This is a genomic window from Paracoccus sp. PAMC 22219 (assembly GCF_000787695.1).
In the GTDB taxonomy this organism is placed as follows: domain Bacteria; phylum Pseudomonadota; class Alphaproteobacteria; order Rhodobacterales; family Rhodobacteraceae; genus Paracoccus.
In genome coordinates, this window is sequence record NZ_BBPH01000130.1 from 1 (window position 1) to 26,318 (window position 26,318).

General features: G+C 67.9%; 26 protein-coding genes, 1 other RNA gene and 1 pseudogene. 10 read left to right on the forward strand and 18 right to left on the reverse strand.

The annotated features are described in order from the left end of the window. Nucleotides 1–40: 40 nt before the first annotated feature. The 5 genes from gorA to gmk all read right to left on the reverse strand — a co-directional run bounded on the left by gorA (nt 41) and on the right by gmk (nt 4,513). Entirely contained in the window at nt 41–1,420 is a 1,380-nt protein-coding gene (gene gorA, locus TY51_RS14340; protein ID WP_042250602.1) for a glutathione-disulfide reductase, read from the reverse strand. 1 nt (nt 1,421) lies between these two features. Then, complete coding sequence (gene rpiA, locus TY51_RS14345) at nt 1,422–2,174, reverse strand: ribose-5-phosphate isomerase RpiA (RefSeq protein ID WP_042250605.1); 753 nt, start codon at nt 2,172–2,174, stop codon at nt 1,422–1,424. A gap of 74 nt (nt 2,175–2,248) precedes the next feature. Then, nucleotides 2,249–3,355, reverse strand: coding sequence for an ATP-binding protein (locus TY51_RS14350; protein ID WP_255351422.1), 1,107 nt, complete (start codon nt 3,353–3,355; stop codon nt 2,249–2,251). A 4-nt stretch (nt 3,356–3,359) separates the two neighbouring features. Further along, entirely contained in the window at nt 3,360–3,884 is a 525-nt protein-coding gene (locus tag TY51_RS14355; RefSeq protein WP_042250608.1) for a gamma carbonic anhydrase family protein, read from the reverse strand. Further along, the gene (gene gmk, locus TY51_RS14360; protein WP_042250663.1) at nt 3,881–4,513 is read right to left on the reverse strand and encodes a guanylate kinase; all 633 of its coding nucleotides are present in this window, start codon (nt 4,511–4,513) and stop codon (nt 3,881–3,883) included. The genes TY51_RS14355 and gmk overlap by 4 nt, the downstream gene beginning before the upstream one ends. A 193-nt stretch (nt 4,514–4,706) precedes the next feature. Between gmk and TY51_RS14365 the strand changes: the two genes are divergently transcribed. Continuing rightward, nucleotides 4,707–5,486, forward strand: a complete 780-nt coding sequence (locus tag TY51_RS14365) for a PAS domain-containing protein (RefSeq protein WP_231559072.1) — start codon at nt 4,707–4,709, stop codon at nt 5,484–5,486. Here TY51_RS14365 and TY51_RS14370 read toward each other — a convergent pair. The 9 genes from TY51_RS14370 to TY51_RS14410 all read right to left on the reverse strand — a co-directional run bounded on the left by TY51_RS14370 (nt 5,452) and on the right by TY51_RS14410 (nt 13,451). Next, entirely contained in the window at nt 5,452–6,465 is a 1,014-nt protein-coding gene (locus tag TY51_RS14370) for a GNAT family N-acetyltransferase (RefSeq protein WP_042250614.1), read from the reverse strand. The two genes, TY51_RS14365 and TY51_RS14370, sit on opposite strands and share 35 nt — an antisense overlap. Before the next feature lie 3 nt (nt 6,466–6,468). Then, entirely contained in the window at nt 6,469–7,638 is a 1,170-nt protein-coding gene (gene rnd, locus TY51_RS14375; RefSeq protein ID WP_042250665.1) for a ribonuclease D, read from the reverse strand. Between the two features lie 112 nt (nt 7,639–7,750). Beyond that, nucleotides 7,751–8,110: a monovalent cation/H(+) antiporter subunit G gene (gene mnhG / locus TY51_RS14380; protein WP_052650250.1), complete on the reverse strand. Its 360-nt coding sequence runs from the start codon at nt 8,108–8,110 to the stop codon at nt 7,751–7,753. Continuing rightward, nucleotides 8,107–8,397, reverse strand: a complete 291-nt coding sequence (locus TY51_RS14385) for a monovalent cation/H+ antiporter complex subunit F (RefSeq protein WP_197054774.1) — start codon at nt 8,395–8,397, stop codon at nt 8,107–8,109. Before TY51_RS14385 ends, mnhG begins: the two co-directional genes overlap by 4 nt. Before the next feature lie 5 nt (nt 8,398–8,402). After that, on the reverse strand, nt 8,403–8,879 hold the full coding sequence (locus tag TY51_RS14390; RefSeq protein WP_042250617.1) for a Na+/H+ antiporter subunit E: 477 nt from the start codon (nt 8,877–8,879) through the stop codon (nt 8,403–8,405). Continuing rightward, nucleotides 8,876–10,375: a Na+/H+ antiporter subunit D gene (locus tag TY51_RS14395; RefSeq protein WP_042250619.1), complete on the reverse strand. Its 1,500-nt coding sequence runs from the start codon at nt 10,373–10,375 to the stop codon at nt 8,876–8,878. The genes TY51_RS14390 and TY51_RS14395 overlap by 4 nt, the downstream gene beginning before the upstream one ends. Beyond that, nucleotides 10,372–10,746, reverse strand: a complete 375-nt coding sequence (locus TY51_RS14400) for a Na+/H+ antiporter subunit C (RefSeq protein WP_042250620.1) — start codon at nt 10,744–10,746, stop codon at nt 10,372–10,374. The genes TY51_RS14395 and TY51_RS14400 overlap by 4 nt, the downstream gene beginning before the upstream one ends. 1 nt (nt 10,747) lies before the next feature. Beyond that, on the reverse strand, nt 10,748–11,164 hold the full coding sequence (locus TY51_RS14405; protein WP_042250621.1) for a Na+/H+ antiporter subunit B: 417 nt from the start codon (nt 11,162–11,164) through the stop codon (nt 10,748–10,750). 1 nt (nt 11,165) lies between these two features. Beyond that, a complete protein-coding gene (locus TY51_RS14410; protein ID WP_042250623.1) occupies nt 11,166–13,451 on the reverse strand; it encodes a putative monovalent cation/H+ antiporter subunit A in 2,286 nt (761 codons plus the stop codon). Nucleotides 13,452–13,854: 403 nt separating this feature from the next. On the opposite strand from TY51_RS14410, the gene TY51_RS14415 reads away from it, so the two are divergent. The 3 genes from TY51_RS14415 (at nt 13,855) to gndA (ending at nt 16,436) form a co-directional block, all read left to right on the forward strand. Next, nucleotides 13,855–14,397 carry a biotin transporter BioY gene (locus TY51_RS14415; protein ID WP_042250625.1) on the forward strand — a complete coding sequence of 181 codons (543 nt, stop codon included), beginning with the start codon at nt 13,855–13,857 and terminating at the stop codon, nt 14,395–14,397. Between the two features lie 140 nt (nt 14,398–14,537). Then, nucleotides 14,538–14,981 (forward strand): PaaI family thioesterase, encoded by a 444-nt coding sequence (locus TY51_RS14420; RefSeq protein ID WP_042250628.1) that lies wholly within the window; start codon nt 14,538–14,540, stop codon nt 14,979–14,981. A gap of 54 nt (nt 14,982–15,035) precedes the next feature. Beyond that, on the forward strand, nt 15,036–16,436 hold the full coding sequence (gene gndA / locus TY51_RS14425; protein ID WP_042250630.1) for an NADP-dependent phosphogluconate dehydrogenase: 1,401 nt from the start codon (nt 15,036–15,038) through the stop codon (nt 16,434–16,436). Here gndA and TY51_RS14430 read toward each other — a convergent pair whose 3' ends face one another. Continuing rightward, the gene (locus tag TY51_RS14430; protein ID WP_042250631.1) at nt 16,437–16,940 is read right to left on the reverse strand and encodes a MarR family winged helix-turn-helix transcriptional regulator; all 504 of its coding nucleotides are present in this window, start codon (nt 16,938–16,940) and stop codon (nt 16,437–16,439) included. 216 nt (nt 16,941–17,156) lie between these two features. On the opposite strand from TY51_RS14430, the gene ectA reads away from it, so the two are divergent. The 4 genes and pseudogenes from ectA (at nt 17,157) to TY51_RS14450 (ending at nt 20,856) form a co-directional block, all read left to right on the forward strand. Then, nucleotides 17,157–17,693: a diaminobutyrate acetyltransferase gene (gene ectA, locus TY51_RS14435; protein ID WP_042250633.1), complete on the forward strand. Its 537-nt coding sequence runs from the start codon at nt 17,157–17,159 to the stop codon at nt 17,691–17,693. A 55-nt stretch (nt 17,694–17,748) separates the two neighbouring features. Next, nucleotides 17,749–19,044, forward strand: coding sequence for a diaminobutyrate--2-oxoglutarate transaminase (gene ectB / locus TY51_RS14440; RefSeq protein ID WP_042250634.1), 1,296 nt, complete (start codon nt 17,749–17,751; stop codon nt 19,042–19,044). A gap of 5 nt (nt 19,045–19,049) precedes the next feature. Continuing rightward, nucleotides 19,050–19,439 carry an ectoine synthase gene (locus tag TY51_RS14445; RefSeq protein ID WP_042250637.1) on the forward strand — a complete coding sequence of 130 codons (390 nt, stop codon included), beginning with the start codon at nt 19,050–19,052 and terminating at the stop codon, nt 19,437–19,439. Beyond that, nucleotides 19,439–20,856, forward strand: a pseudogene (locus tag TY51_RS14450) (aspartate kinase). Before TY51_RS14445 ends, TY51_RS14450 begins: the two are co-directional and overlap by 1 nt. Before the next feature lie 58 nt (nt 20,857–20,914). On the opposite strand, the gene TY51_RS14455 reads toward TY51_RS14450, so the two are convergent. Next, complete coding sequence (locus tag TY51_RS14455; protein WP_081995076.1) at nt 20,915–21,187, reverse strand: PepSY domain-containing protein; 273 nt, start codon at nt 21,185–21,187, stop codon at nt 20,915–20,917. Nucleotides 21,188–21,245: 58 nt separating this feature from the next. Here TY51_RS14455 and ssrA point away from each other — a divergent pair. Continuing rightward, nucleotides 21,246–21,602: a transfer-messenger RNA gene (gene ssrA / locus TY51_RS21210) on the forward strand. Nucleotides 21,603–21,710: 108 nt separating this feature from the next. After that, nucleotides 21,711–23,177, forward strand: a complete 1,467-nt coding sequence (locus TY51_RS14460) for a methyl-accepting chemotaxis protein (RefSeq protein ID WP_231559073.1) — start codon at nt 21,711–21,713, stop codon at nt 23,175–23,177. 32 nt (nt 23,178–23,209) lie between these two features. Here the strand turns inward: TY51_RS14460 and TY51_RS14465 are convergent, their stop codons facing one another. Then, nucleotides 23,210–23,890: a spermidine synthase gene (locus tag TY51_RS14465; protein ID WP_042250641.1), complete on the reverse strand. Its 681-nt coding sequence runs from the start codon at nt 23,888–23,890 to the stop codon at nt 23,210–23,212. A gap of 139 nt (nt 23,891–24,029) precedes the next feature. Further along, on the reverse strand, nt 24,030–26,228 hold the full coding sequence (locus tag TY51_RS23560) for a methyl-accepting chemotaxis protein (protein ID WP_052650251.1): 2,199 nt from the start codon (nt 26,226–26,228) through the stop codon (nt 24,030–24,032). Nucleotides 26,229–26,318: the final 90 nt, after the last annotated feature.

Here is a 26,318-nt window from a genome sequence, read left to right on the forward strand (position 1 = left end):
CCGCCCCTGGCCGCGACGCAAGGCCGCGCCCACGGTATTGTCAGCCCGTGACACCCTCATGGCGCCGCGCGGGCTGGCGCATGGTCACCAGCTCCTCGGCCGCGGTCGGGTGGACCGCCACGGTCGCATCGAACTGTGCCTTGGTCGCGCCCATGGTGATGGCGATCGCAGCCAGCTGGATCATCTCTCCGGCCTCGGAGCCGAAGATGTGACAGCCGAGCACGCGGTCGTCCGCCGGATCGACCAGCAGCTTCATCATCACCTTGGCGTCGCTGCCCGCGAACATCGACCGCATCGGGCGGAAGGTCGTGGCGAACACGTCGACCGGACCGCGGGCCTTGGCCTCCTCCTCGGTCAGGCCGATGCTGGCCAGCTCGTGGGGGCGCAGATAGACGGCGCTGGCAACCAGACCATGGTCCACCGTCCGCGGTCGCGCGCCGAACACCGTGTCGGCAAAGGCATGCCCCTCGCGGATCGCGACCGGGGTCAGGTTCACGCGGTCGGTCACGTCGCCCACCGCAAAGATCGACGGCACGCAGGTCTGCGACCATTCATCGACCTCGATCGCGCCGTTGGCCTTGGTCCGAACCTCGGTCGTCTCCAGCCCCAGACCGCGGGTGTATGGGTCGCGCCCGGTCGCCATCAGCACCGCGTCAAAGCGCTCGTCCGTACCGTCGTCGAACCGCACGCGGATGCCGTCGCCGTCGCGCTCCAGCGCCGCAGGCGTCAGCCCCAGGCGCAAGTCCACGCCCACCGCGCTCAGCTGCAGCGTCGCCAGGTCGCGCGCCTCGCGGTCGAACCCACGCAGCACTGCGTCGCCGCGATAGGCCTGGACCGTGTCCACCCCCAGCCCCGCCAGGATCGTCGCGAATTCGCAGGCGATGAAGCCGCCGCCCACCAGCAGGATGCGTCCCGGCAACTTGTCCATCAGGAACAGGTCGTCCGAGATCATCGCCAGCTCCTCTCCGGGAATGCCGATGGGCGCGGGGCGGCCCCCGGCGGCGATCAGGATGTGGCGCGCCGTCCTGGTCGTGCCGTCGGCCAGCCGGACCCGGTGATGGCCGTCCAGGGTGGCGCGCTGGTCGTGGATCTCGACCCCGGCGCGGGTCAGCCCGGCGCGATAGATCACCTCCAGCCGCGACAGTTCGGCGTCCAGCTTTTCGCGGAAGATGTCCCAGTCGAATGTCCCGGCCTGCGCATCGCACCAGCCGTAACCGCGCATCTCCTCGGCCATCAGGCCGGCCTGGGATGCAAAGATCATCAGCTTCTTGGGGACGCAGCCGCGGATGACGCAGGTGCCGCCCATGCGGCTTTCCTCGGCCAGGCCGACCTTGGCGCCGTGTTCGCCCGCGGCGATCCGCGCCGCGCGCACCCCGCCCGAGCCGCCGCCGATGACGAACAGGTCATAGTCGAAGGTCACGTCATTCCCCTTCCTGCGCCAGCATGTCGGCGTCGATGTCGTTGCGCGCCAGCTCGATCACGCTGCCGTCGTCGCGGCCGATGATGGCCAGGTCGCACATCCCCAGAAACAGGCCGTGTTCCACGACGCCCGGAATGCCCGACAGCGCCCGCGCCAGGGCGGACGGGTCCGGGATCACCTCCAGATGCAGGTCCAGGATCAGGTTGCCCTCGTCGGTCACGACCGGGTCGCTGCCCTTCAGGCGCTGCAGGATGTCGTGTTCGCCCAGCTCCAGCCCCTCCAGCGCGCGGCGGATCAGCTTGCGCGTGGTCTCGAACCCGAATTCCAGCACCTCGACCGGCAGGGGAAAGGCGCCCAGCACCTCGACCACCTTGCCGGGATCGGCGATGACCACCATGCGGTCGCTGGCCGCGGCCACGATCTTTTCGCGCAGATGCGCGGCCCCGCCGCCCTTGATCAGGTGCAGGTGCGGATCGACCTCGTCGGCGCCGTCGATGGTCATGTCCAGCCAGCCGATATCGTCCAGGCTTTCGATGCGCAGGCCCAGGCTCTCGGCCAGGTCGGCCGTCGCGCGCGAGGTCGCGGCACAGCGCAGGGTCAGCCCCTCGGCCTGCACGCGGGCGGCCAGTTCGCGCACCATGACGCTGGCGGTCGAACCGGTGCCCAGGCCCAGCCTCATCCCGTCCTCGACCAGCGCGACCGCAGCCTTGGCGGCGGCCAGCTTGGCGGGATCGACCTGCGGTGATTGCGACATGACGACGTCCCCTGAAAATTCCGTTCGCACGCTTATAGGCCAAGCCACCGCCAAGGGCGAGAGGCCGCGACCCCTCAGCCGCGCGCCAGCCCCTCGGGCAGGATCACGGTGAAGCGGCTGCCCTGCCCCACGCGGCTTTCGATCCGCAGCCGGCCGCGGTGGCGGTTCACGATGTGCTTGACGATGGCCAGGCCCAGCCCGGTGCCGCCCTGTTCGCGCGATCGGTGGGTGTCGACGCGATAGAACCGTTCGGTCAGGCGCGGCAAATGCTGTTCCTCGATGCCGTCGCCGCGGTCCTCGATGCACACGGCCCAGGCCGGCCCGCGCAGCAGCGGTTCGTGCGGCAGGCGCGACAGCGTGACGCGCAGCACGCCGCCCGATCCGCCGTATTTCACCGCGTTTTCGATCAGGTTCTGGAACACTTGGGTCAGCTGGTCGCCATCGCCGGGCAGGCGCAGGTCGATGTCCAGCCCTTCGGTCGTCACCGTCACCCCCGCGGCCTGGGCGCGCGGCGCCAGCATGGCCAGCGTGCCACGCAGCAGCCCCGGCAGATCGACCCGGCCCGACGGGCGGGACCGCTCGTCGGCCTGCACACGGCTCAGCGACAGCAACTCGCTGATCAGGCGGTTCATGCGCGCGGCCTCGCGCTCCATGATGTCCAGGAACCGATCGCGGGCGCGGGCGTCGTCGCGGGCGGGACCGCGCAGCGTCTCGATGAAGCCGGTCATGGCGGTCAGGGGGGTCTTCAGCTCGTGGCTGACATTGGCCACGAAATCGCGGCGCATCTGCTCTGCCTCCTCGGCCACGCTGCGGTCCAGGACGGCGACGGTCGCGCCGCGCCCCAAGGGGCTTGGCAGGGGCGCCACGGTCACCTCGGCCAGGATCTCGCGCCCGTCGGCGGCGCAGGTGGCGCGCAGGGTGGCCACCCCGTCGGGGGCGGTGGGCAGCGCCGGGTCGGGCGTGGGCGCGGGCATCCCCTCGGGGTCCAGCACCCAGTCCACGGCCTGCACGATGGCCGGATGGCGCAGCACGGTGACGAACGGCCGCCCGATCAGGTCGGGGCCGAACAGCGCCTGCGCCAGCGGGTTGGCGGCGATGACACGCGCCTCGCGGTCGACGGCCAGCATCGGCACCGGGATGCCGTCCAGAAATCCCTCGACCCGGCGCAGGCCGGCAGCCACGGCGTCAGTCCCCCACCGGCGACAGGCCGGCCCGGAACCGCGCCGCATTGGCACGGTACCGCGCGGCGGACTCGCGCAGCCCCGCCAGTGCGTCGGCGTCCAGCATCCGCACCACGCGGCCCGGCGCACCCATTACCAGTGCCCCGTCGGGGATCACCTTGCCTTCGGGGATCAGCGCCCCTGCCCCGATCAGCGCACCCGACCCGATGACGGCGCCGTTCAGCACCGTCGCGCCCATCCCGATCAGCGCGCCGTCCCCGATCCGGCAGCCATGCAGGATCGCGCGATGCCCGATGGTGCAATCCGCCCCGATGACCAGCGGGTGGCCGGGATCGGTGTGCAGCACGCACAGGTCCTGCACGTTGCTGCCCTGCCCCAGCTCGATCACCTCGGTATCGCCGCGCAGCACCGCCCCGAACCAGACAGAGGCCCCCGCCCCAATCACGACCCGCCCCATGACCTGCGCATCGGGCGCGACCCAGGCTTGCGGGTCGATCTGCGGGGCGATGCCGTCCAGCGACCAGATCATGCGACACCTTCGGACATCAGGTCGCGCACAAAGGCGCCCAAGCCCGCCTGCCGGTCGCGGCGCAGGCGTTCGGCGGTCAGAATGGCGCGCATCCGTTCCTCGGTCTGGTCCAGGTCGTCGTTGACCAGGACGTAATCGTATTCGGCCCAGTGGCTGATCTCGGACCGGCTTTTCTGCATGCGGCCGGCAATGACCTCGTCGCTGTCCTGGCCGCGGCCGCGCAGGCGGCGTTCCAGTTCGGGCAGCGATGGCGGCAGGACGAAGATCGACACGACATGCGCCCCCAGGGCCGATGCGCGGATCTGCTGACCGCCCTGCCAGTCGACGTCGAACAGCGTGTCGCGCCCGGCCAGCATCGCCTGTTCGACCGGGCCACGCGGGCTGCCGTACAGGTTGCCGAACACCTCGGCATGTTCCAGCATCTGCCCGTCCGCGACCATCTGCAGAAAGCCGTCGCGGGTGGTGAAATGGTAATGCTCGCCATCGACCTCGCCCGCCCGCGGCGCCCGCGTCGTGGCCGAGACAGAGAACCGCAGCCCCGCGTCCCAATCCATCAGCCGCCGCGCCAGCGTGGATTTCCCCGCCCCCGAGGGCGATGACAGGATGACCATCAGGCCGGTGCGTTCGATCATGGCGGCATGTTCCCTGGCAACTGGTCGTGATGCGCATGGGGATGCCCCGTCGCGCCGCAGGGTCAAGACCCGCAACCCCCGGGCATCTTAACCATTCGTTCATTAAATGACTCGGCGCAGGGGCGGGGAACGCGCTATTGTCAGGGTTGAACAGTGACCGGCCGTGGCCGGAGAGAGTAAAGGGTTGACCGTGCCGGACCGGGAAGACGGACCAGACACCAAGCCGGGAATGCCGTCCAAGGACGCCATGGGCCGGATCGTGCGCCTGCAGGACTATGAGACCTGCAGGCCGGACCGCGTGCTGCGAGAGATGCGCGAATACTGGGACGGCATCCGCAAGGGCCGGGCCATTCCCGCGCGGTCGGACGTGGACCCCCGCGGCATCGCCCGGACGCTGGATTACGCGTTCATTCTGGAACGCATCGCGCCGGGGGCCGGGCGCCTGCGTCTGGCGGGCCGGCACCTGATCGACCTGATGGGGATGGAGGTGCGCGGCATGCCCGTCTGCGCGTTCCTGAACACCTCGTCGCGGGGGCGGTTCTCGGACGTCCTGGAAAGCGTGTTCAAGGCACCGCAGATGGCGCGCCTGACCCTGCAGGGCAAGCCCGACTATGGTCGCCCGCAGTTGAGCGCGCAGATGCTGCTGCTGCCGCTGCGGTCGGACCTGGGCGATGTGACGCGCGCCCTGGGCTGCCTGGTGGCAGAGGGCGACACCGGCATCGCGCCGCGCCGCTTTGATATCCTGGAGGATGAGGTGATGCCGATCATTGAGGGGGGCACGACGGTCAAACCGTCCCCGTCCGCCATCGGGTTCGCCGAAACCCGCGCGGACTTCAAACCGCGCGGCGGCGTCCCGGACAAGCCCGCAGCCGACAAGCCGTTGCGCGGCTTTCCCCAGGCCGAGACGCCCGAGGAACGGCGCGCCCTGTTCCGGGTCATCCAGCCGCTGCAGCCCGGAACCGACGGCTAGCCCAGCAGCCCAGGCCGCCAGCGATAGACGGCGGCGGGCGCGGGGACGCGCGGCCCAGGCTTTGCAGCTCCAGATCCTCCCCGCGGCGAAAGCCGAGGTTCTTCAGGATCTTGCGTGATGCGTCGTTGTCGACAAAGGCGCCTGCCAGAACCTCGGACGGGTCCAGCCGGGCGACCAGTTCGGCAAAGACCGCCGCGACCATCTCCTGCCCCAGGCCCTGGCCTGCATGGGCGGGGTCCAGGAAATAGTTCAGGCGCGGCGGCGGGCCTTCGGACAGGCCGACGATGCCGATCACCTGCCCCTGCTGCCGCACGGCAAGGCGCAGCGGCGGGACCAGCGCGCCCTGCAGCAGCAGCGGCTGGACGTCGTCCAGCGTCATCGCAGGGTCATAGCGCAGCAGCATCCGCGCCACGTCGGGCTGGGTCACGATCCGGTGCAGGGCGGGCAGGTCGTCGGGAGTGACCGCGTCGATGCGCAGGCGCGGGGTCGTCAGCGCGATCGAATGGCGCTGCTGAAACGTATTGCGGTCCAGGCGCAGCATGTCGGCTTGGACATCGGCCCGCAGCGGGCGCGATTGCAGCACCGTCCGGCCGCAGGGCTGGAAACCCAGCCAAGCCAGCAGCCGGGCGGAGCGGTCGTTGCCGACAAGGCAATGGGCGTGAACCTCGGACGCGCCGGACAGGAACAGGCGCGAAAGGGCCAGAACGCCGGCGCGGCGGCCGATCCCCTGCCCCTGCTGGTCCGGTGCGACCCAGATGCCGAAGACGCGGCCCGCCTGGACCATGCCCACCAGCCGCCCGTCCTGGCGAATCGCGTGTTCGTCCAGCCCGGCGGCCGCGATGAATTCGCGTGCGTCGTCAGTGCTATAGGGCCAAGGCAGCGTGGTCAGCCAGCGCACGACGTCCCAATCGGCCAAGGCTGCCGCGATATCGTCGGCATCCTCGGGCCAGGGGCGCGTCAGGGCGACCGGCGGGTGCATCGTCTAACCGACCGGAACGACCCGGACCGCGCCGCCCTTGGCCGACAGCGCGATTTCCCCGGCCGCAAGGCGCAGCGCGTCCTGGCCAAAGACCTCGGCCCGCCAGCCCTGCAGCGCGGGCAGATCGCGGCTGCCGGTGGCCAGCGCGTCCAGTTCCGACGACGACGCGATCAGCTTGGGCGCGACGCCCGCCGCATCGGCCTTGGCCTTGAGCAGCACGCGCAGCAGATCCGACAGGGCGGCATTGCCGGGCTTGCCCGGCTCGTCGCCCTTGGGCTGGGGCAGGTCCTTGGAGTCCATGCCGGCCTTGACGGCGGCCAGGATGCCATTGGCGATGTCGCCCTTGCGCGCCTCGCGCAGCAGCAGGCGGGACTTGCCCAGATCGGCCTCGGACAGCGGCTTGGTCGAGGCCAGCTCGATCATCGCATCGTCCTTGTAGACGCGGCTGCGGGGGATGTCGCGGGCCTGGGCATAACTTTCGCGGAACCGCGCCAGTTCGCGCAGGATCGCTAGAAAGCGCGGCGAATTGGTCCGCGTGCGGACCTTGAGCCAGGCCTCCTCGGGGCGGGTGATATAGGTCTCGGGGTCCTCAAGGACGCCCAGCTCCTCGGCCAGCCAGGCATCGCGGCCGGTCTTTTTCAGCTCGGCTGACAGGAATTCATAGATGACGCGCAGATGGGTCACGTCGGCCAGCGCATAGGCGGCCTGCGCGTCCGACAGCGGCCGGCGCGACCAGTCGGTAAAGCGCGACGACTTGTCCAGATCGGCCCGTGCGATCTTGCGGACCAGCGTCTCGTATCCGACCTGCTCGCCGAACCCGCAGACCATCGCGGCGACCTGGGTATCGAACAGCGGCGTCGGGAACAGCTTGGCGTCGTGATAGAAGATCTCAAGATCCTGGCGGGCGGCGTGGAACACCTTGACCGTCGCCTCGTGGCGGAACAGGTCGTACAAGGGCTCCAGCGACAGCTCCTCCGACAGGGGATCGACCAGGACGGCGTCGCCCCCGCCGGTCTTGGCCGTCGATGCGGGCGGGATCGCCAGCTGGATCAGGCACAGCTTGGACCAATAGGTCCGCTCGCGCAGGAATTCCGTGTCGACGGTCACATAGGGGGCAAGCTTTGCCGCCTCGCAGAAACGGGCGAGGTCTTCGGTGCGGGTGATGGTGGGGATGTCCTGGCTCATGCGCTCTTTCAGATCGGGCGGTTCGTCCGCCAATTGGACAGCTTTACGCCCACGCAAGCGCGTTGAAAAGCCCTGACGCCCCGTCCCGGGGAACCGGGACCTAGTCGGGCGCCTGCTCGCCCGGACGGGCGCGCAGGGCGTCGGCCACGCCATCCTCGCACACGGTCTTGTCGACCATAGGAACGCCGGTGCGGAACGCCGCGCGGCCGATCAGATGCGCCGCAACCGGTGCGGTCATCAGCAGGAACATGATCGCCGCCACCGCCCGCGCGATGACCGTGCCTTCGGCGAACTGCACGGCCACGGCCACCAGGATCAGGCCCGACCCAAGCGTCCCCGCCTTGGTCGAGGCATGCATCCGCGTCAGCAGGTCGGGCAGGCGCAGAACCCCCATCCCGGCCGCGAAACAGAAGATGCCGCCGGACAGCACGAACAGCGCCACGATGAGGTCATGGATCATGTCAGTTCCTCCGCTTGGAGCAGGATGCGACGTTCCAGATAGCGCGCCAGGCACACGGTCGCCAGAAAGCCCACCAGCGCCAGCACGACGGCGACGTCCAGAAAGCCCGCACTGCCCGACAGCAGCGCCGTCAGCCCGCCGAACGACACCAGCTGCACCGTCATCAGGTCCAGCGCCACGATGCGGTCGGCTAGGCTGGGCCCCCGCACCAGGCGGATCGCGGCCAGCACCACGCCCAGGATGACAAGGGCGAAACCGAACAGGATTACATATTCCAGCATGGTCATGTCGTTCACTCCGTCGCCTCGCGGACCCAGACCTCGAACCGGTCGCTGATCTGCGCGCGGATCGCGTCCGGGTCTTCGCCGAACATTGCGTGGATATACAGGGTGCTGCGGTCCGCCGACACGTCCAGGCTGAGCGTGCCGGGGGTCAGCGAGATGAAGTTCGCCAGCAGCGTGATCTGCAGGTCCGTGGTCACCGTGATGGGCACCGCGATCAGCGCGGGCTGGGACGACTGTCCGGGCGTGAACACGTCGCGCACCACCGGAAGCGAGCTGACAATCAGCTCATAGACGAACATCACGATCAGCCGGGCCCAGTAATACAGACGCCGGAAATAGACGCCGGTTTCGGGAAACAGCGGACGGACCAGCCACATCGCGGCCATGCCGACGACATAGCCCGTCGTCAGCCCGCCAAGCGTCAGCCCGCCGGTCAGCGCGACCCAGGCAAAGGCCAGCACCATGTTGATGGCGAACAGGTTCATGGCTGCACCCCCAGGACGGTCGTGACATAGTCGGTCGGATCAAGCAGCTGCGTGGCCGCCCGCTCGGCGAAGAGCACGAAGGATTCCGGGAACAGGCCGATGATGCAGGTCAGCGCAGCCAGCGCGACGATCGGCAGCATCAGCGCCATCCGGTCGCCCATCGGCAGGTCCGACAGGCGCGGCTTGATCCCGTCGGGATGCGCGGGCCAGAAGGCCGATCCCCAGATCTTGGTCATCGAGAAGATCGTCAGCAGGCCCACCGCCAGCGACACGCCGGCCACGAACCACATCTCCAGGTCCAGGGCCGCCTTGACGACCACGTATTTCGCCCAGAAGCCCGACAGCGGTGGAAAGCCCGCCAGAGAGAAGGCCGGGATCAGGAACAGGAAGGCCAGCACCGGGGCGTGGGCATAAAGCCCGCCAAGGCGCGACAGGTCGGTCGACCCGCCGATGCGCTTGGCCACGCCCGCGACGAAGAACAGGTTCGCCTTCACGATGATGTGGTGGACCAGATAGAAGACCGCGCCCATCAGGCCAAGCGGCGTGTACAGCGCCAGGCCCAGCACCATGTAGCCGATCTGGCTGATGATGTGGAACGACAGGATACGGCGAAAGTCGTTCATCGCCGCCGCGCCCAGAACGCCCGTGACCATCGTCACCACCGCCGCCCACAACAGGATCGTGTGGGTGAAGGCCACGTCGTGGTCAAAGACCAGCGTGAACATGCGGATCAGCGCATAGACGCCCACCTTGGTCAGGAGGCCCGCAAAGATCGCCGAAACCGCCACCGGGGGCGTGTGATAGGACGCGGGCAGCCAGAAGAACAGCGGGAACAGCGCCGCCTTGACGCCAAAGGCCACCATGAAAATCACGGCGATGGTGGTCAGCAGGCCGGTGTTCTCGACCTCGCGGACGGCCAGATGCAGGTCGGCCATGTTCAGCGTGCCGGTCAGGCCGTAAAGCAGGCCCGTCCCCGCCAGGAACATGATCGTCGAGACCAGGTTCAGCAGCACGTACTTGATGCCGCCATCCAGCTGTTCGCGGCTGGCGCCCAGCACCAGCAGACCAAAGCTGGAGATCAGCATGACCTCGAACCAGACGTACAGGTTGAACAGGTCGCCCGTGACGAAAGCCCCGCAGACGCCCATCAGCAGCGTCTGCAGCAGGGCGTGGAAGCCCAGCCTTTCCAGACGCTCGGGGATCTCGGACAGGGAATAGATCACGGTGGCCAGGCCGGTGATGGCGGTGATGACGACCATCACCGCGCCCAGCAGGTCGGCCACCAGCGTGATGCCGAAGGGCGCCTGCCAGTTCGACATCTGGGCCGCGACCACGCCCTGCTCCAGCACCTCGGACATCAGGACCACGCTGGCCAGCAGCAGGGCCACCGTGCCCGCGACCGAAATCCAGCGCCCGGCGGGCGAATTGCGGAACAGGTAGGACAGGACCGCCGTCAGCAGCGGGATCAGGATCGGATAGACCAGAAGCCAGCTCATTTCCCGGCCTCCTTGCCCGCATCGACGGGTTCGGCCACGCGCATCTCGTCGCTGTTGACGGTGCCGAGGGTCATGAAGGTCCGATAGACCAGCGCCAGGGTAAAGGCCAACAGGCCGAAGCCGATCACGATCGCGGTCAGCACCAGCGCCTGCGGCAGCGCGTTGGCGACCACGCCCGTCGGGGCGTATTCGCCCGCGTCGATCAGCGGCGGCGCGCCGGGGGTCAGGCGACCGCTGGCAAAGATCATCAGGTTGACGGCGTTCGACAGCAGCGCCAACCCGAACAGAAAGCGCAGGATATTGCGGTCCAGCATCAGATAGACGGAGGCGGCGACAAGGACGCCCACGGACAAGGCAAGCAGCAGTTCCAAATCAGATCTCCTGTTCCAAGGCAAAGACCAGGGTCAGGATTCCGCCGAAGACGGCCATGTAGACTCCGATATCGAAAACCAGGACGGTGGACAGCGGCACATAGCTGTCGCCGTCGCGAAACAGGAACAGCCACTGTCCGGTGAAGAAGGGATCGCCCGCGAAACCTGCGCCGATGCCGCCAAGGGCCGCGACGCCCAGACCCGCCATCGCCAGGTTCGACGGATCGACCCGCAGCGCGGCCTGCGCCTCGTCGACCGATGTGGCGATGGTGTACAGGATGAACGCCGTCGCCCCGATCAGCCCGCCGATGAAGCCGCCGCCGGGCAAGTTGTGCCCGCGCAGCAGCGCATAGACGGAAAACATCAGCAGCAGGGCCGCCAGCAGGCGCGTGGTGGTGGTCAGGATCAGCGACTGCATCTCAGCTCTCCTCCTCGGGCTTGCGGCGGGGGGCACCGCGCAGCAGCGCGAACGCGGCGATGGCGGCGATGGCCACGACGACGATCTCTCCGAACGTATCCATCGCGCGGAAGTCGACCAGGATGACGTTGACGATGTTGCGGCCATGCGCCTCGGGATAGGACGTGACCTCGAAGAACGTGGTCAGGCGACGGTCGAAATCGGTCGCCATCACCGACATCAGCAGAAAGGTCGTGACCAGGCCCGTGCCGCCCGCGATGACCGCGTGACCCGTCCGGAAGCGCGTCTTGGACCGGCGCGGCAGATAGGGCAGGCGCAGCATGACGATGCTGACCAGCACGACGACCAGCACCTCGACCAGCAGCTGGGTGATGGCCACGTCGGGGGCGCTGAACATGATGAAGATCAGCGACACACCGATGCCCGCCGCACCCATGCCGGCAATGGCCGTCATGCGGCTGTGCGTCCAGACGGTCAGGATCGCACCCGCCACGATCAGGCCCAGCACGGTCCACTGGACCGGATGAACCCCGTCCGCGGACAGTCCCGGCACGCCCTGGAACGCGCCTTTCAGCAGATAGGTGCCGCCGACCATCACCACGAAGGTCGCGAACATCACCGCCATGTAGCGTTGCAGGCTTCCGTTCTGGATCAGGCGGGTCTGCCACGCGGCAAAGGCCTTGAACCCGTCCAGCAGCCGGTCCCAGCCCGCGTCGAAATCGATCGGGCTGCGGGCCTCGAACGCGGCCAGGCGGTCGCGGATGGACTGGTGGCGGCGATAGACCAGCCAGCCCGCCAGGAAGGTCAGCAGCGACAGGATCAGCGCCATGTTGATGCCGCCCCACAGGTACAGCTCGACCGGCAGGACCTGACCGAAGACGGCATGCGTCGCGGGGCCGACCAGATAGTATCCCAGCACCCCCGGCACCAGACCGAAGATCAGCGACAGCGCGCCAAGGACCAGCGGGCCCGCCAGCATCGGCCACGGCCCCTCATGGGGTGCCTTGGGGGTCGGGCGCAGGTCGCCGCGGAACGGCTTGAGCGCGACGATGCCGCCGACCGCGAACATCATGACCGACGCGGCAAAGGCCATCATCGTGACCCAGAACGCGCCGAAGCCCTCAAGGCCCAAGCCGGCCTTGTACATGAATTCCTTGCCGATGAAGCCGACCATGGGCGGGATGCCCGCCATGCTGATCGCGGCCAGCGCGGCGGCCAGACCCGTCAGCGGCATGACCTTGGACAGGCCGCCCAGCACCGCCGCCTCGCGGGTGCCGGTGGCATGGTCCACGATGCCGATCATCAGGAACAGCGCCGCCTTGTAGAGCGAGTGCACCACCAGGAACAGCATTGCGGCCATGATCGCGTAATGGGTGCCCGCGCCGATGAACATGGTCAGCGTGCCAAGCGCCATCAGCGTGGTATAGGCCAGCACCTGCTTGATGTCGGTCTGGCGCATCGCCATGACCGAGGCGAAGACCGCCGTCACGCCGCCGAACAGCGTCAGGATCCAGAACCACGCATCCGTGCCGCCCAGGGCGGGGTTCATGCGCGCCATCAGGAAGATGCCCGCCTTGACCATCGTCGCGCTGTGCAGATAGGCCGACACAGGCGTCGGCGCGGCCATCGCGTTGGGCAGCCAGAAATGGAACGGCACCTGTGCCGATTTCGTGAACGCGCCTGCCAGGAACAGCAGCAGGATCGCCAGATACCAGGGATGCGCGCGGATCATGTCGCCCATCGTCAGGATCTGCGACAACTCGAACGTGCCTGCGACCGTGCCCAGCACGATCAGCCCCGCCAGCAGGATCAGCCCGCCCGTCCCCGTCACCAGCAGCGCCTGAAGCGCCGAACGGCGGGCGTTTGCGTTGTCGGCGTTGAACCCGATCAGCAGGTATGACGCGATGGTCGTGATTTCCCAGAACACGAACAGCATGATCAGGTTGTCAGCCAGCACCAGGCCCAGCATGCCGATCATGAACATCAGCAGATAGCTGACGAACCGCGGATAGTCCGGGTGATTGCCCAGATAGCGCGCCGAATACAGCGTGACCGCCGCGCCGATCCCGGTGATCAGCAGGACGAAGGTCATGGACAGCCCGTCCAGCAGCACCGACAGGTTGACCCCAAGCGAGGGCACCCATTCGATGCCATGAACCTGCGGTCCTTGCGCGATTTCGGGCAGCAGTCCCAGGAAATACAGGAACAGGATCGTCGGGAACGCGATCGAGATCCAGCCCGCAGGCCCTCCCATGACGCGGTCCACCGATGGATAGTCGTCAGCCATGTCTCGAACCCTTGTCGCGGCATGCAATTGGCGGATGGCTTAGCACCCTTGGTCGCCGGAAAACAGACGCTTGAGGCAGCTAAATCGGCGGTCGCGACCGAAAATTGCGCGTAGCTTGCCAGTGGCCGTCCTTGCGTGCGCGCGCGCCCAGTAAAGAGGTATCCCCTTTTTCACCGCATCCGGACGGCCGCCCCGGCGCCGCCCGAACCGCGACATTTTAACGCAGCACGCAAGGCGTGGAAAAGGCCGCGTTGACAGGGTGTTGCGCGCAGGGATCTGCAACCCTGACCGGACCTGCCACGTGAAGGCTTGTGCGCGCACCCCCGATTGGGGTCTGATGCGCGGCAACCGGGGCGCAGGACACCGCCCTCGATTCGCGACACTTCGATGAAAGGGACATCCCATGCTGCTAGCCCGCGACCGCATTGCCGGACAAAGCCTTGCTGCCAAGGTCGGACTGACCCTGGCCGCCGCCGCGCTGATCGCGCTTGGCGCCAAGGTGCAGGTGCCGTTCTGGCCGGTGCCGATGACGCTGCAGACGCTGGCGGTGCTGGTCATCGCCGCGGGGTTGGGGCCGCGCCTTGGCCTGGCCGCGATGGGCGCCTATATGGCGGCGGGTCTGGCCGGGCTGCCGGTCTTTGCCGGGTCGCCCGAACGCGGTCTGGGGCTGGCCTATCTGGCCGGGCCGACAACCGGGTTTCTGATCGGCATGGCGCTGTCCATGGTCGTGACCGGCGCGCTGGCGCAGGGCCGCGGCTTGGGCATGCGCGCGGTCGCGATGCTGGCCGGAACCGTGGCGATCTATGTTCCCGGCCTGATCTGGCTGTCGGCCTTCGTGCCGGGCGACCAGCTGCTGGCCGTGGGCGTCGCGCCCTTTATCCTGGGCGACATGGTCAAGATCGCCTTGGGCGCGCTGGCCCTGCAGGCGGTCACCCGCCGCGGTTGAACCACGACATCGGACGACCATGACGGGGCCCCTTTGCGGGCCCCGTTTCGCATGGTGACCCCGCGTCCGCCCCGTCATCGGGGCTTTCCCCCTGCCCCGCGGCGCCCAGACTGCGCCCAAGCCAGCAGGAGGAGCAGCGCTTGACCCCGACCCTCACCCCCCGGACCATCGCCCGCATCGAGGACAGCTTTCGCGCGCAGGGCCTGATGCGCCATCTGGGCGCCGAGATCGCCGCCATCCGCCCCGCCGAAGTCACGCTGCGCCTGCCCTTTCGCGCGGAACTGACCCAGCAGATGGGCTATTTCCACGCCGGTGCGACATCGGCACTGGCCGACACGGCGGGCGGCTATGCGGCGCTGACGCTGTTTCCCGAGGGTGACGACGTGCTGACCACCGAATTCAAGCTGCACCTGCTGAACCCCGCGGCGGGTGACTGGCTGGAGGCCACGGGCCGCGTCGTCAAGGCGGGGCGCACGCTGACCGTCTGTCAACTGGACGTGCATGCCGTCGACGGCGCCGCGCGGGCCCATGTGGCGACCGGGCTGCAGACGCTGATCTGCGTGCGGGGCCGCGCCCCCTCGTGACAGCGGCGGGCTGTTAGCGTAAACCGCGACCAAATTTTCCGCAGGAGGACGGCGATGGCGCAGGCAGAAATCGGGCTGATCGGGCTGGGAACGATGGGGGCCGCGCTGGCCATGAACATCGCCGAAAAGGGCTTTCCCATCGCCGTCTGGAACCGCACGACCCAGGTGACGCACCGCTTTGCGGACCAGGCCGGCGATCTGGCGCCCCGCGTGATCCCCACCGATTCCCTGCAGGCACTGGTGGCGGCCATCACGCCGCCGCGCGCGATCATCCTGATGGTCCCGGCGGGTCAGGCGGTCGACGACCAGCTGCAGGCGCTGGCCCCGCTACTGGATGCGGACGACCTGGTGATCGACGCGGGCAATGCCGACTTTCACGACACCAACCGCCGCGCCGCGGCAGGCCTGCCCTTCCGGTTCCTGGGCATGGGCGTGTCCGGCGGGGAAGAAGGGGCACGCCACGGCCCCGCGATCATGGGCGGCGGCGATGCCGCGGACTGGGACCGCGTGGCCCCCGTGATGACCGCCATTTCCGCCAAGGCCGACGACGGCACCCCCTGCGCCGCGCGCATGGGCGACGCGGGCGCGGGCCATTTCGTCAAGATGGTCCATAACGGCATCGAATATGCCGACATGCAGATGATCGCCGAGGCCTATGGCCTGATGCGCGACGGCCTGGGCCTTGAGGCTGCTGCCATCTCGGACATCTTCGCGGACTGGAACCGCGGCACGCTGGCCAGCTATCTGATCGAGATTTCGGCCAAGGTCACCGCGGCGCGCGACCCGCATACGGGTGCGGCGATGCCCGACGTGATCCTGGACCGCGCGGGCCAGAAGGGCACCGGCCGCTGGACCGCCATCGAGGCGCAGCACCTGTCCGCCCCCATCCCCGTGATCGAGGCCGCCGTGATGGCCCGCAACGTCAGCTCCCGGCTGGAGGAGCGGCAGGCGGGTCAGGCGCGGTTCGGCGCGGCCCCCGGCGCCGTCGATCTGACGGCAGACGATCTGGAACAGGCGCTGATCGCGGGCAAGATCCTGTGCTATGCCCAGGGCTTCACGATGATCGCGGGCGCGTCCGATCGGTTCGGCTGGACGCTGGACCTGCCGGAGATCGCGCGCGTCTGGCGGGCGGGCTGCATCATCCGGTCGGCGATGCTGAACGACATGGCGGACGCGCTGGCCGACGATCCGGCGCGCAACCTGATCCTGGCGCCGTTCTTTGCCGACCTGATCGAGGGCGCCCTGCCCGGCCTGCGCCGCGTCGTGTCGCACGGCATCGGTGCGGGCCATGCGCTGCCGGCGCTGGCATCGGGGCTGATGTGGTTCGACATGATGCGGACTGCGCGCGGCACCGCGAACATGATCCAGGCGCAGCGCGACTTTTTCGGTGCGCACGGGTTCGAGCGCCTGGACGGGATCGACGACACGCACGGCCCCTGGGGCAAGGCGGTCTGATCAGCCGCGCGGGCGGCTGATATCCCCCAGGGTCAGCAGCGGCGATGCATCGATGCCCTGCGCATTCAGCATCGCCGCCACCCGCTCCAGCGAGGCGACAAGCATCGCCTGCTCCCAATCCTGCAGCGCCTGAAACCCGGTCACGAAATGCTGCTGCAGGGCGTCTGGCGCGTTGCGCAGGGCCTCCAGCCCGGCATCGGTCAGGATCACGTGCAGCTGCCTGCGGTCGGTGCTGGACCTCTGGCGCTGTGTCAGGCCCAGCTTGTCCAGCTGATCGACCAGCGCCGTCACGGTCGCCTGGCTGACACCCATCTGGGTCGACAGCTGCGTGGGCATGGCGGACCGCGTCTCGGTCCCGGCCAGGATCTGCAGGACCCGCAGCTTGGCCGGGGTCAACTTGGCGGCCTGGGCAAGGTCGCGTTCGTAATGTTCGGTGGCGCGCAGGATCCGCCGCAGCGCGATCAGCGCGGCGTCGGTACGCGGGATGGCGGGCGGCTGGCTCATGCCTGCCTCTATGCCATCAGCGGGTGGAACAGGGCAATATGGCACTCTGTCGCCACCGATATTTCGGCAAACGAACCTTGCTCTCACGCGTCCGTGTCCAAATATCACGCCGCCGTAAGGCTTTAGCCGAATTCCGGCGTCTTTCCAACACTGCGGTTGCAACCAAGACGCGTTTTGACTAGTTAGAGGGGCGAAGCAATTGAGGATCCGCCGCCCATGCCCAAAGACGTGCAAGAACTCGAACGCCCGCGCCAGCTGACGCTGCGCAAGCCCGACCCGACCGATGGCGCCGCCATCTGGGACCTGGTCCGGGCCTGCAAGCCGCTGGACGAGAATTCGATGTATTGCAATCTGGTTCAGGCCGAGCATTTCCGCGACACCTGTGTCGTGGCCCTGCTGGACGATCAGATCGTGGGCTGGATTTCGGGGCACATGATTCCGAACGACGACGCGCTGTTCGTGTGGCAGGTCGCCGTCGGGCCGGATGCCCGCGGTCTGGGCCTGGCCCGCAAGATGCTGACGCATCTGGTGGACCGCGACGAATGCGCCGACGCGCAGCGGCTGAACACGACGATCACCCGCGACAATGACGCGTCCTGGGCGCTGTTCCGCAGCTTTGCCCGCCATCAGGGCGGCCGGCTGACCGACGATCCTCATTACACCCGCCACGATCATTTCGACGGCCGTCACGCGACCGAGCACATGGTGACGATCACCCTGCCGCGTCACGCCGATCAGGCCCGCGCCGCCTGATCCCTTTGCCCGTCGAAGCATTCAGACTGACGCACATGATGCGAAAGGACTTCCCATGCCCAAAGACATGACCGCCACGATGCCCGGAACCGCCATCTTCGAACGCCGCGAAAGCGCTGCCCGATCCTATTGCCGGGGGATTCCCACCGTCTTCGCCAAGGCCAGCGGCTCGGTGATGACCGGGGCGGACGGGCGCGACTACATCGACTTTCTGGCCGGCTGTTCGTCGCTGAACTATGGCCACAACGACCCGGACATGAAGGCCGCGCTGATCGACCACATCGCCGGTGACGGGATCGCCCACGGGCTGGACCTGCACACCACGACCAAGGCGGCGTTCCTGGAGGCGTTCGAGCGCCACATCTTGACGCCCCGCGGCATGGATCATCGCGTGATGTTCACCGGCCCCACCGGCGCCAACGCGGTCGAGGCCGCGATGAAGATCGCCCGCAAATCGACCGGCCGCACCAACGTCATCGCCTTTACCAACGGCTTTCACGGCGTGACCATGGGTGCGTTGGCCGCGACCGGCAACGGATACCACCGCGGCGGCGCCGGGATGGAGACGCAGGGCGTGACCCGCGTGCCGTTTGACGGCTATGCCGAGGGCCTGGACAGTGCGGCACTGCTGGACCAGATGCTGTCGGACAATTCGGGCGGCATCGACGCCCCCGCCGCCATCATGCTGGAGGCCGTGCAGGGCGAAGGCGGCCTGAACGCCGCATCGGCCGAATTCGTGCGCACCATCGCGGACATCGCAAAGCGCCACGGCGCACTGCTGATCATGGATGACATCCAGGCAGGCTGCGGTCGCACCGGCAAGTTCTTCTCGTTCGAGGAGATGGGCGTGATGCCCGACCTGGTGCCGCTGGCGAAATCGATCTCGGGCTTTGGCCTGCCGCTGGCGATGGTGCTGGTGCGCCCGGAACACGACGTCTTCGGTCCGGCCGAACACAACGGCACGTTCCGCGGCAATACCCATGCCTTCGTGACCGCCCGCGTCGCGATCGAAAAGTTCTGGTCCGACACGGCGTTCGAGGCCGATCTGGCCCGCCGTGCCGACCTGATCCAGACCCGGCTGACCGAACTGGCCGACCTGGTGCCCGGCGCCTATCTGAAGGGTCGCGGCCTGATGCGCGGTGTCGATGTCGGATCGGGCGATCTGGCCGGCGCCATCTGCAAGCGCGCCTTTGACGGCGGGCTGATCATCGAGACATCCGGCAACGAGGATCAGGTCGTCAAGGTCCTGGCCCCGCTGACCACCCCCGACACGCTGCTGTCGCGCGGCTTCGACATCCTGCTGGATGCCGCCCGCGACGTCCTTGCCACCACCAAGATCGCTGCGGAGTAATTCACATGATCGTTCGTGATTTCAACAAACTGAAGGACACCGACCGTTCGGTGTCGGATGCGCAATGGACCTCGGTCCGGATGCTGCTGGCGGATGACGGAATGGGCTTTTCGTTCCACATCACCACGCTGCAGGCCGGGTCGGAGCATCAGTTCCACTACAAGCACCATTTCGAAAGCGTCTATTGCATGCAGGGCAAGGGCTCGATCACCGATCTGGGCACCGGAGAGACCCATGCGATCACGCCCGGCGTGATGTACGCGCTGAACCTGAACGACAAGCACGTCCTGCGCGCCGACGAGACGCTGGTCATGGCCTGCTGTTTCAACCCGCCCGTGACTGGGACCGAAGTGCACCGGGAGGACGGCAGCTACGCCCCTGCCGAGACCGCGTGATGGGTCACACGGTCGAGAAGATCGGCGGCACCTCGATGTCGCGCGTGCACGAGCTGCGCGACACGGTGCTGATCGCCGACCCCGACGCGCCCTATGGCCGGATCTTCGTGGTGTCGGCCTTTGGCGGCATCACCAACCTGCTGCTGGAACACAAGAAATCCGGCGAACCGGGAGTCTACGCGGCCTTTGCGTCCGGGGACGGCGATCACGGTTGGCTGGCCGCGCTTGACCGCGCTAGCGACGCGATGATCCAGGCGCATCGCGTGGTGCTGGACCATCCAGGCGACTTGGAACGCGCCGACGCCTTTGTCCGCGACCGGCTGGTGGGCGCGCGCAACTGCCTGATCGACCTGCAGCGGCTGTGCTCCTATGGCCATTTCCGGCTGGAGGAGCACATGCTGCACACCCGCGAACTGCTGTCCGGCCTGGGAGAGGCGCATTCCGCCTTTGTCACCACGCTGATGCTGCAGCGCGCGGGCATCCAGGCGCGGTTCGTCGACCTGTCCGGCTGGCGCGATACGGGTCAGGTCACGCTGGAGGAACGCATCACCGGCGCGATGGCCGGCGTCGATCCGCAGACCGAGATGCCCATCGTCACCGGCTATGCCCAATGCACCGAAGGGCTGATGCGCGAATTCGACCGTGGCTACTCCGAGGTGACGTTCTCGCGGCTGGCGGCGCTGACCGGCGCGCGCGAGGCGATCATCCACAAGGAATTCCACCTGTCCTCGGCCGATCCAAACCTGGTCGCGCGGGCGCGGTACGCAAGCTGGGCCGCACGAACTATGACGTGGCCGACCAGCTGTCGAACCTGGGGATGGAGGCGATCCACCCCAAGGCCGCCAAGACCCTGCGCCAGTCAGGCGTGCCCCTGCGCGTGACAAACGCGTTCGAGCCGCATGATCCGGGCACGCTGATCGACGATCAGCCCGCCACCACCCCCGCGGTGGAGATCGTGACCGGCCTGAACGTCTTTGCGCTGGAACTGTTCGAACAGGACATGGTCGGCGCCAAGGGCTATGACGCCGCCATCCTCGAGGTGCTGACCCGCCACAAGGTGCGCATCGTCAGCAAGGTGTCGAACGCCAACACGATCACGCACTACGTCGACAGCAGCCTCAAGGTGCTGCGCCGGGTCGAAAAGGACCTGACCGACCGCTATCCTTCGGCGCAGGTGTCGTCGCGGGCGGTTGCCATGGCCTCGGCCGTGGGGCGCGATCTGGAGGGGTTGGCGGTGCTCAGCCGCGGGCTGAACGCGCTGGCGGCAGCAGGGCTGGAGGCCATCGGGGCGACCCAGGGCCCGCGCCCGGTCGATGTGCAGTTCATTCTGGAACGCACCGCGCTTGCCCCCGGCATCAAGGCGCTGCACGGGGCGCTGATCGAACAGGCGACGCAACCCCTGGCACAGGTGGCCTAGGCGACAAACGAAACGGGCGGCCCCAAGGGACCGCCCGTTCGCATTCCTGACCGTATGTTCAGCGCGCCATGGCTTCGCCGGTCGTCGGATCGACGCGCATCTCGACCTCGCGGTCGTCCTGAGTGCGGTACTCAACCTCGTAATAGCCGTCGTCATCCCACTGGATATCCTCGATATAGCCCAGCTCGGCGCCCAGATCGGTCTCCATCTTGGCCACGATCTCGGACAGGGCCATCGCATCGGCCGGGGGGGCGCCGCGCATGGCGTCCTGCGCCATCAGCGCGGTGGGCGACAGGATCAGGGCGGCGGCGGTCAGGGTGCGAAAGGTCATCGTCGTCTCCGTTTATGGGTCCGGCTTTCAAACCCGCGGCGACGGCCTGCGGTTCCGACCCCTTGCCGCATCCGCGCCGATGGCCTATATCGGTCCTGTCGGAAGCAATTCCGACTATGGACATAAACGCGCTCGTAATAAGCGGATCGGACCCGGGGGCGGTACCCGGCGACTCCACCAAACAACCCTTCATTGGGGGCAAATGGGGTCGAAACAGGATCGACGAACGTCTAAAGGGGTTATGCTTTGTCTCGGTGAGCTACTACCGTTATCGGTGCAAAACGTACAGTTGCCAATGACAACCGTGCTCCGGTCGCTCTGGCTGCGTAAGCAGTTCGAGAGATCGAAACCTAAGCCCTTGCGCCTAGCAGCGTAAGGCGGGGCCCGCAGGAGCCTGGCAACAGAATCCTGCACCTTATTTCCCCTCATATTTTTGAACCGCCCTGTCCGGTCTTCAGCGTTCCTTAACGCCCACGGACTAATGCTGCGCTTGTCCGCCTTTGCCATGCGAAAGGATCAAGCGGTGACACACCCCGATTCCCACGACACGATCCACCTGCAGGACAGGCTGGACTTTCTGGGCCTGGACGCCGCGGCGCAGGCCCGGCTCAAGGCCCTCGCCCCCCGGATTGCCGCCAGCGTCGGCCCTGCCCTGTCGGAATTCTATACCAAGATCGCGGCGACCCCGGTCCTGCGCCAGTATTTCACCGACACCGCCCATACCGACCGCGCCAAAAGCAGCCAGGCCCGCCACTGGGACCGCATCGCGTCGGGGGATTTCGGGTCCGATTACGCCCTGGCGGTCCGCCGCATCGGTGCCGTGCACGCCCGCATCGGGCTGGAGCCGCGCTGGTACATCGGCGGCTATGGGCTGGTCCTGGACTATGTGATCCGCGGCATGCTGGGCGAACGCCGGACCTGGACCGCCGCCAGCCGCAAGCGCCTGGCCGAGGACATCTCGGTCCTGATGCGGGCGTCGCTTCTGGACATCGACCTGTCGATCTCGACCTACCTGGACCAGATCGATGGCCGCCGGAAGGAGGTCGAGGATGCGCAGCAGCGCGCCTTCGACGCGCTGTCGAATGCCTTGGGCCGGCTTGCCGAAGGCGACCTGACCGCCCGGCTGGACCCCGAACTGTCGGCGCGCACCCGCTTCAACGAAACGGTCGAACAGCTGGCCGGTATCATCGGGTCGGTGCGCCATTCCGCAGGCCAGATCGGCAACGGCACCGGAGAGATCGCGGCAGCATCGGACGATCTGGCGCGACGGACCGAACAGCAGGCGGCCAGCCTGGAACAGACCGCCGCCGCCCTGAACGAGATGACCGAGGCCGTGCGCGATTCCGCCACCCGCAGCCGCCAGGCGGAGGAGATGGCCGCCCGCGCCCGCCAGGTCGCGGCCCATGGCAGCCAGGTCATGGACCAGACCCGCACCGCGATGGACGAGGTTTCCTCCAGCGCCGGAGAGATGGGCCAGATCATCGGCGTGATCAGCGAAATCGCGTTCCAGACCAACCTGCTGGCCCTGAACGCAGGCGTCGAGGCCGCCCGTGCCGGAGAGGCGGGGCGCGGTTTCGCGGTCGTCGCCGCCGAGGTCCGCGCGCTGGCCCAACGCTCGGCCGAGGCGGTGCGCACGATCCAGACCCTGATCGACCGCAGCGTGCAGCAGACGACGCATGGCGTGTCGCTGGTCGGCGCGACGCACCAGGCGCTGGCCGACATCATCCTGGTCTTCAACGAGATCGAGGGGATCGTGACAGAAATGTCCTCCACCGCCCAACGCCAGTCGCTGAGCATCTCCGAGATCAACAGCGCGGTCCGGTATCTGGACGACGTGACCCAGCAGAACGCCGCCATGGTCGAGGAGGCGAACGCCACCAGCACCCTGCTGAACGCAGAGGTCAAGGACCTGACGCGCATCGTCAGCAGCTTCACGATGGCCGCCGCGCGTCCGCAAATGCACCAACAGTCCTATCGCCAGGCCGTCTGACCCGATCCGCGCGCCCCGACCGGGCGCGCGGTTCAGTCGTCCCGCCGCACGCCGATCCAGATGACGTGCCGCGACCCGCGCCCCGACCCGCTGGCCCGCACCCCGTGCGTGCTGACGGCGAAACCGCAGCCGGCCAGGCGCCGTTCGAATGCGGCGTCCGGCTCGGCGGACCACACGGCCAGCACGCCGCCCGGAGACAGCGCGCGCCGCGCGGCCTGCAACCCTGCTGTCCCGTACAGCGCGTCGTTGCCCGTTCGCGTCAGCCCGTCGGGACCATTGTCCACATCCAGCAGGATCGCATCGAACGCCCCCGCGGCGTGACGGATCTGCGCACCGACATCACCGATCCGGACCTGGACCCGCGGATCAGACAGGCAGTCCTTGAAGACCGCCGCCATGTGCTGCGTGGCCCATCCGACCAGTTCGGGCACGATTTCGGCCACGATCAGTCGGGCCTGGGGCGCGGCCACCGTCTGCGCGGCGCGCAGCGTGAACCCCATTCCCAGCCCCCCGATCAGCACCCGCGGCGCGGCCCGGTTGGCCAGCCGGTCCAGCGCCAGGGTCGCCAGCGCCTCCTCGGACCCGCCAAGGCGGCTGTTCATCAGCTCGTTTCCACCCTGCAGGCGGATCGAGAATTCGTCGCCCCGCCGCAGCAGCCGCAGCGTGTCGCCATCCGGCGCGATCGCGCTGGCCAGTTGCACCCAAGGCAGCATACCGATGTCCTTTTCCGCGAAAACCGCCCCTGCCCTAGCCGATCACGTCCCCGCGGAAAAGGCGCTTGCGCAATGTTCCCACGAAGAAACCCGCACCGACAGGATCGGCGCGGGTCGGGAATGTTGCAGGGTGGTTGGATCAGAATTCGAACATCTGCCCGTCGCTGCGACCGCCCACGACGCGCAGGGGAACCGGCTCCACCACCGGCAGCGGGGCCGATGCGCGCATGCGTGCCATCTCCGGCCGGCCGGTGCGGGCGCCGATGCGGAACCCGGCGATCTCGCGGATCAGGTCTTCGGACCGTTGCTGCAGCGATGCGGCGGCGGCATTGGCCTCTTCGGCCACCGCGGCGTTCTGCTGGGTCACCTGATCCAGCTGGTTCACGCCGGTATTCACCTCGGCCAAACCGATCGCCTGTTCGTTCGCGGCAAGCGAGATCGCGGTGATCTGTTCGGACACCTCATGCGCCTTGGACAGGATCTGGCCCAGGCTGTCACCCGTCCGTCCCACCAGGGCAGAGCCCGCCTTGACCTGCGACGCGGACTGCGAAATCAGCGACTTGATCTCGCGCGCCGAATCCGAGGCGCGCTGCGCGAGGCCCCGCACCTCGGAGGCGACCACGGCGAAACCGCGACCCGCCTCTCCGGCGCGGGCGGCCTCGACGCCTGCGTTCAACGCCAGCAGGTTGGTCTGGAACGCGATGTCGTCGATCACGCCGATGATGCGCGTGATCTGATCGGACGAAGCCTCTATTCCGCGCATGGCGGTCACGGCGTCGCGCACGACCTCGGCGCTGGCCTGTGCGATGTCGCGGTTCTGTCGGCTGGCCAGTTCGGCATTTCGCGCGCGTTCGGCGGTGGAATTCACGCTGGCGTTCATCTGGTTCAGGGCCGCGGCGGATTGTTCCAGCGTCGCTGCCTGCGTCTCGGCCCGGCTGGCCAGATCCTGCGCGGCAGAGGTGATCTCGGTGGCGCCGCCCCGGACCTGGTCGGCGACGTCGGTGATGCGGTTGATGGTCCCGGTCAGGTTCGACACCACGCTGTTGAACGCCTCTCTCAACCCGTCATAGCCGACCGGGAACGGGTCCGAGGGCGGGTTCGCGATCTGCTGCGTCAGATCGCCTTGGGCCAGCCGGTCCAGCCCGGCGCCGATGTCGCGCACGACGCGGGACTGCTGGCGGGCCTCGATGTCGCGAGAGGCGGCCGCCTCGGCCTCGATGCGGCGGGCCTCCTCGGCCACGGTCCGGGCCTCGATCGCGTTCTGTCGAAAGATCGCCAGGGCCGTGGCCAGCTGCGCCAGTTCGTTGCGCCCATCGGTGCCGCGGATCTCGACGTCCAGATCGCCGCGCGCCAGCCGATTGGTCTGGTCGACCGTCATCGCCAGCCGCCGCCCCAGATCACGAGAGATCCATGCCGCGATGATCGCCCCCAGTAGGATCGTCAGCGCCACACCCGTCAGCAGAGAGGTCACCGTGGCATCCATCACCGCCGACGCCTCGGTCTCCAGCCGCTCCAGGTTGGACACGGCGTCCGTGCGGACCCGTTCGACTGCATCCAGCACCTCGATCTCGGTCAGCGACAGCGTCGCCAACGCGTCGCGCGTGACCAGTTCCAAGGTGCGACTCTGTTCGGCCAGGGTCCAGTATTCGTCGATCCCCGCCAGCGTACCGACCAACAGCGCGCGCGCATCATCGCCCATCACGCGCGGTTGCAGGCCGGTCAGCGCCTGCCGCGACGACTGGAACGGCGCCGTCGCATCGTCGAAATCCGAGACGGGCGCGCCTTCCAGAAAGCGGTCGATGCGGACGCGGGCCACCAGGAATTCGTTGGCGGCTTGCAAGGCGGCATAGGCTGCATCGCGGTCGCCCCGCTGCTGATACAATGCCTGCAGCTGTTCCATGTTGCGACGATGGGTGATGCCCAGTTGACGCATCTGCGCGGTCATCGCCGACAGCGACTGAAAATCGCCAAACAGCTCCTCCGCCTCGGTGGCGTGGCGATCCTTCAGCGCGACCAAGGCCGCGGCATGCGGGCTGCCCAAGGCCTGAGCCTCGTCGGCCAGCGTCATGACGCGGGTCATGTCGTCCCGGACCCGCTGGCGATCTTCGTCCGAGGCCGAGACCATGAAGTCGTCCAGCGCAAGTCCGGCCTGCGCCACCCCGAAATTGATGTCCGCCGCCGTCAGGGCCATCACTTCGGCATCATGGGCCTGGGCATCAATGGCCTTCAGACGGTCCATCCTGTTCCAGGTAAAGCCGGCAAGCACCGCCAGCATCAGCAGGATCAGGCCAAAGCCTGCCGCGATGCGGGTTGCGATGCGGGTGTTCTTCATCATCATGTCGTTCTCCGGAACGGGGACTGCGGGGCGCCGCTGGGGCACATCGCTGGTCGGTGTGTCAGTGGGGCTGCCAGGGTCGGCCGATGGGGA

Excerpts from the sequence above, each read along its gene's own strand:
- TY51_RS14445 (WP_042250637.1), top strand. The coding sequence starts at position 19,050 with ATGATCGTTCGTGATTTCAACAAACTGAAGGACACCGACCGTTCGGTG.
- TY51_RS14370 (WP_042250614.1), bottom strand. The coding sequence starts at position 6,465 with ATGCACCCGCCGGTCGCCCTGACGCGCCCCTGGCCCGAGGATGCCGAC.
- TY51_RS14415 (WP_042250625.1), top strand. The coding sequence starts at position 13,855 with ATGCTGCTAGCCCGCGACCGCATTGCCGGACAAAGCCTTGCTGCCAAG.
- TY51_RS14465 (WP_042250641.1), bottom strand. The coding sequence starts at position 23,890 with ATGCTGCCTTGGGTGCAACTGGCCAGCGCGATCGCGCCGGATGGCGAC.
- TY51_RS14405 (WP_042250621.1), bottom strand. The coding sequence starts at position 11,164 with ATGCAGTCGCTGATCCTGACCACCACCACGCGCCTGCTGGCGGCCCTG.
- TY51_RS23560 (WP_052650251.1), bottom strand. The coding sequence starts at position 26,228 with ATGATGATGAAGAACACCCGCATCGCAACCCGCATCGCGGCAGGCTTT.
- TY51_RS14355 (WP_042250608.1), bottom strand. The coding sequence starts at position 3,884 with ATGATCTGGTCGCTGGACGGCATCGCCCCGCAGATCGACCCGCAAGCC.
- ectA (WP_042250633.1), top strand. The coding sequence starts at position 17,157 with ATGCCCAAAGACGTGCAAGAACTCGAACGCCCGCGCCAGCTGACGCTG.
- TY51_RS14395 (WP_042250619.1), bottom strand. The coding sequence starts at position 10,375 with ATGAGCTGGCTTCTGGTCTATCCGATCCTGATCCCGCTGCTGACGGCG.
- TY51_RS14455 (WP_081995076.1), bottom strand. The coding sequence starts at position 21,187 with ATGACCTTTCGCACCCTGACCGCCGCCGCCCTGATCCTGTCGCCCACC.
- ectB (WP_042250634.1), top strand. The coding sequence starts at position 17,749 with ATGCCCAAAGACATGACCGCCACGATGCCCGGAACCGCCATCTTCGAA.
- gndA (WP_042250630.1), top strand. The coding sequence starts at position 15,036 with ATGGCGCAGGCAGAAATCGGGCTGATCGGGCTGGGAACGATGGGGGCC.
- mnhG (WP_052650250.1), bottom strand. The coding sequence starts at position 8,110 with ATGATCCATGACCTCATCGTGGCGCTGTTCGTGCTGTCCGGCGGCATC.
- TY51_RS14390 (WP_042250617.1), bottom strand. The coding sequence starts at position 8,879 with ATGAACCTGTTCGCCATCAACATGGTGCTGGCCTTTGCCTGGGTCGCG.
- rpiA (WP_042250605.1), bottom strand. The coding sequence starts at position 2,174 with ATGTCGCAATCACCGCAGGTCGATCCCGCCAAGCTGGCCGCCGCCAAG.
- TY51_RS14430 (WP_042250631.1), bottom strand. The coding sequence starts at position 16,940 with ATGAGCCAGCCGCCCGCCATCCCGCGTACCGACGCCGCGCTGATCGCG.
- TY51_RS14385 (WP_197054774.1), bottom strand. The coding sequence starts at position 8,397 with ATGACCATGCTGGAATATGTAATCCTGTTCGGTTTCGCCCTTGTCATC.
- TY51_RS14410 (WP_042250623.1), bottom strand. The coding sequence starts at position 13,451 with ATGGCTGACGACTATCCATCGGTGGACCGCGTCATGGGAGGGCCTGCG.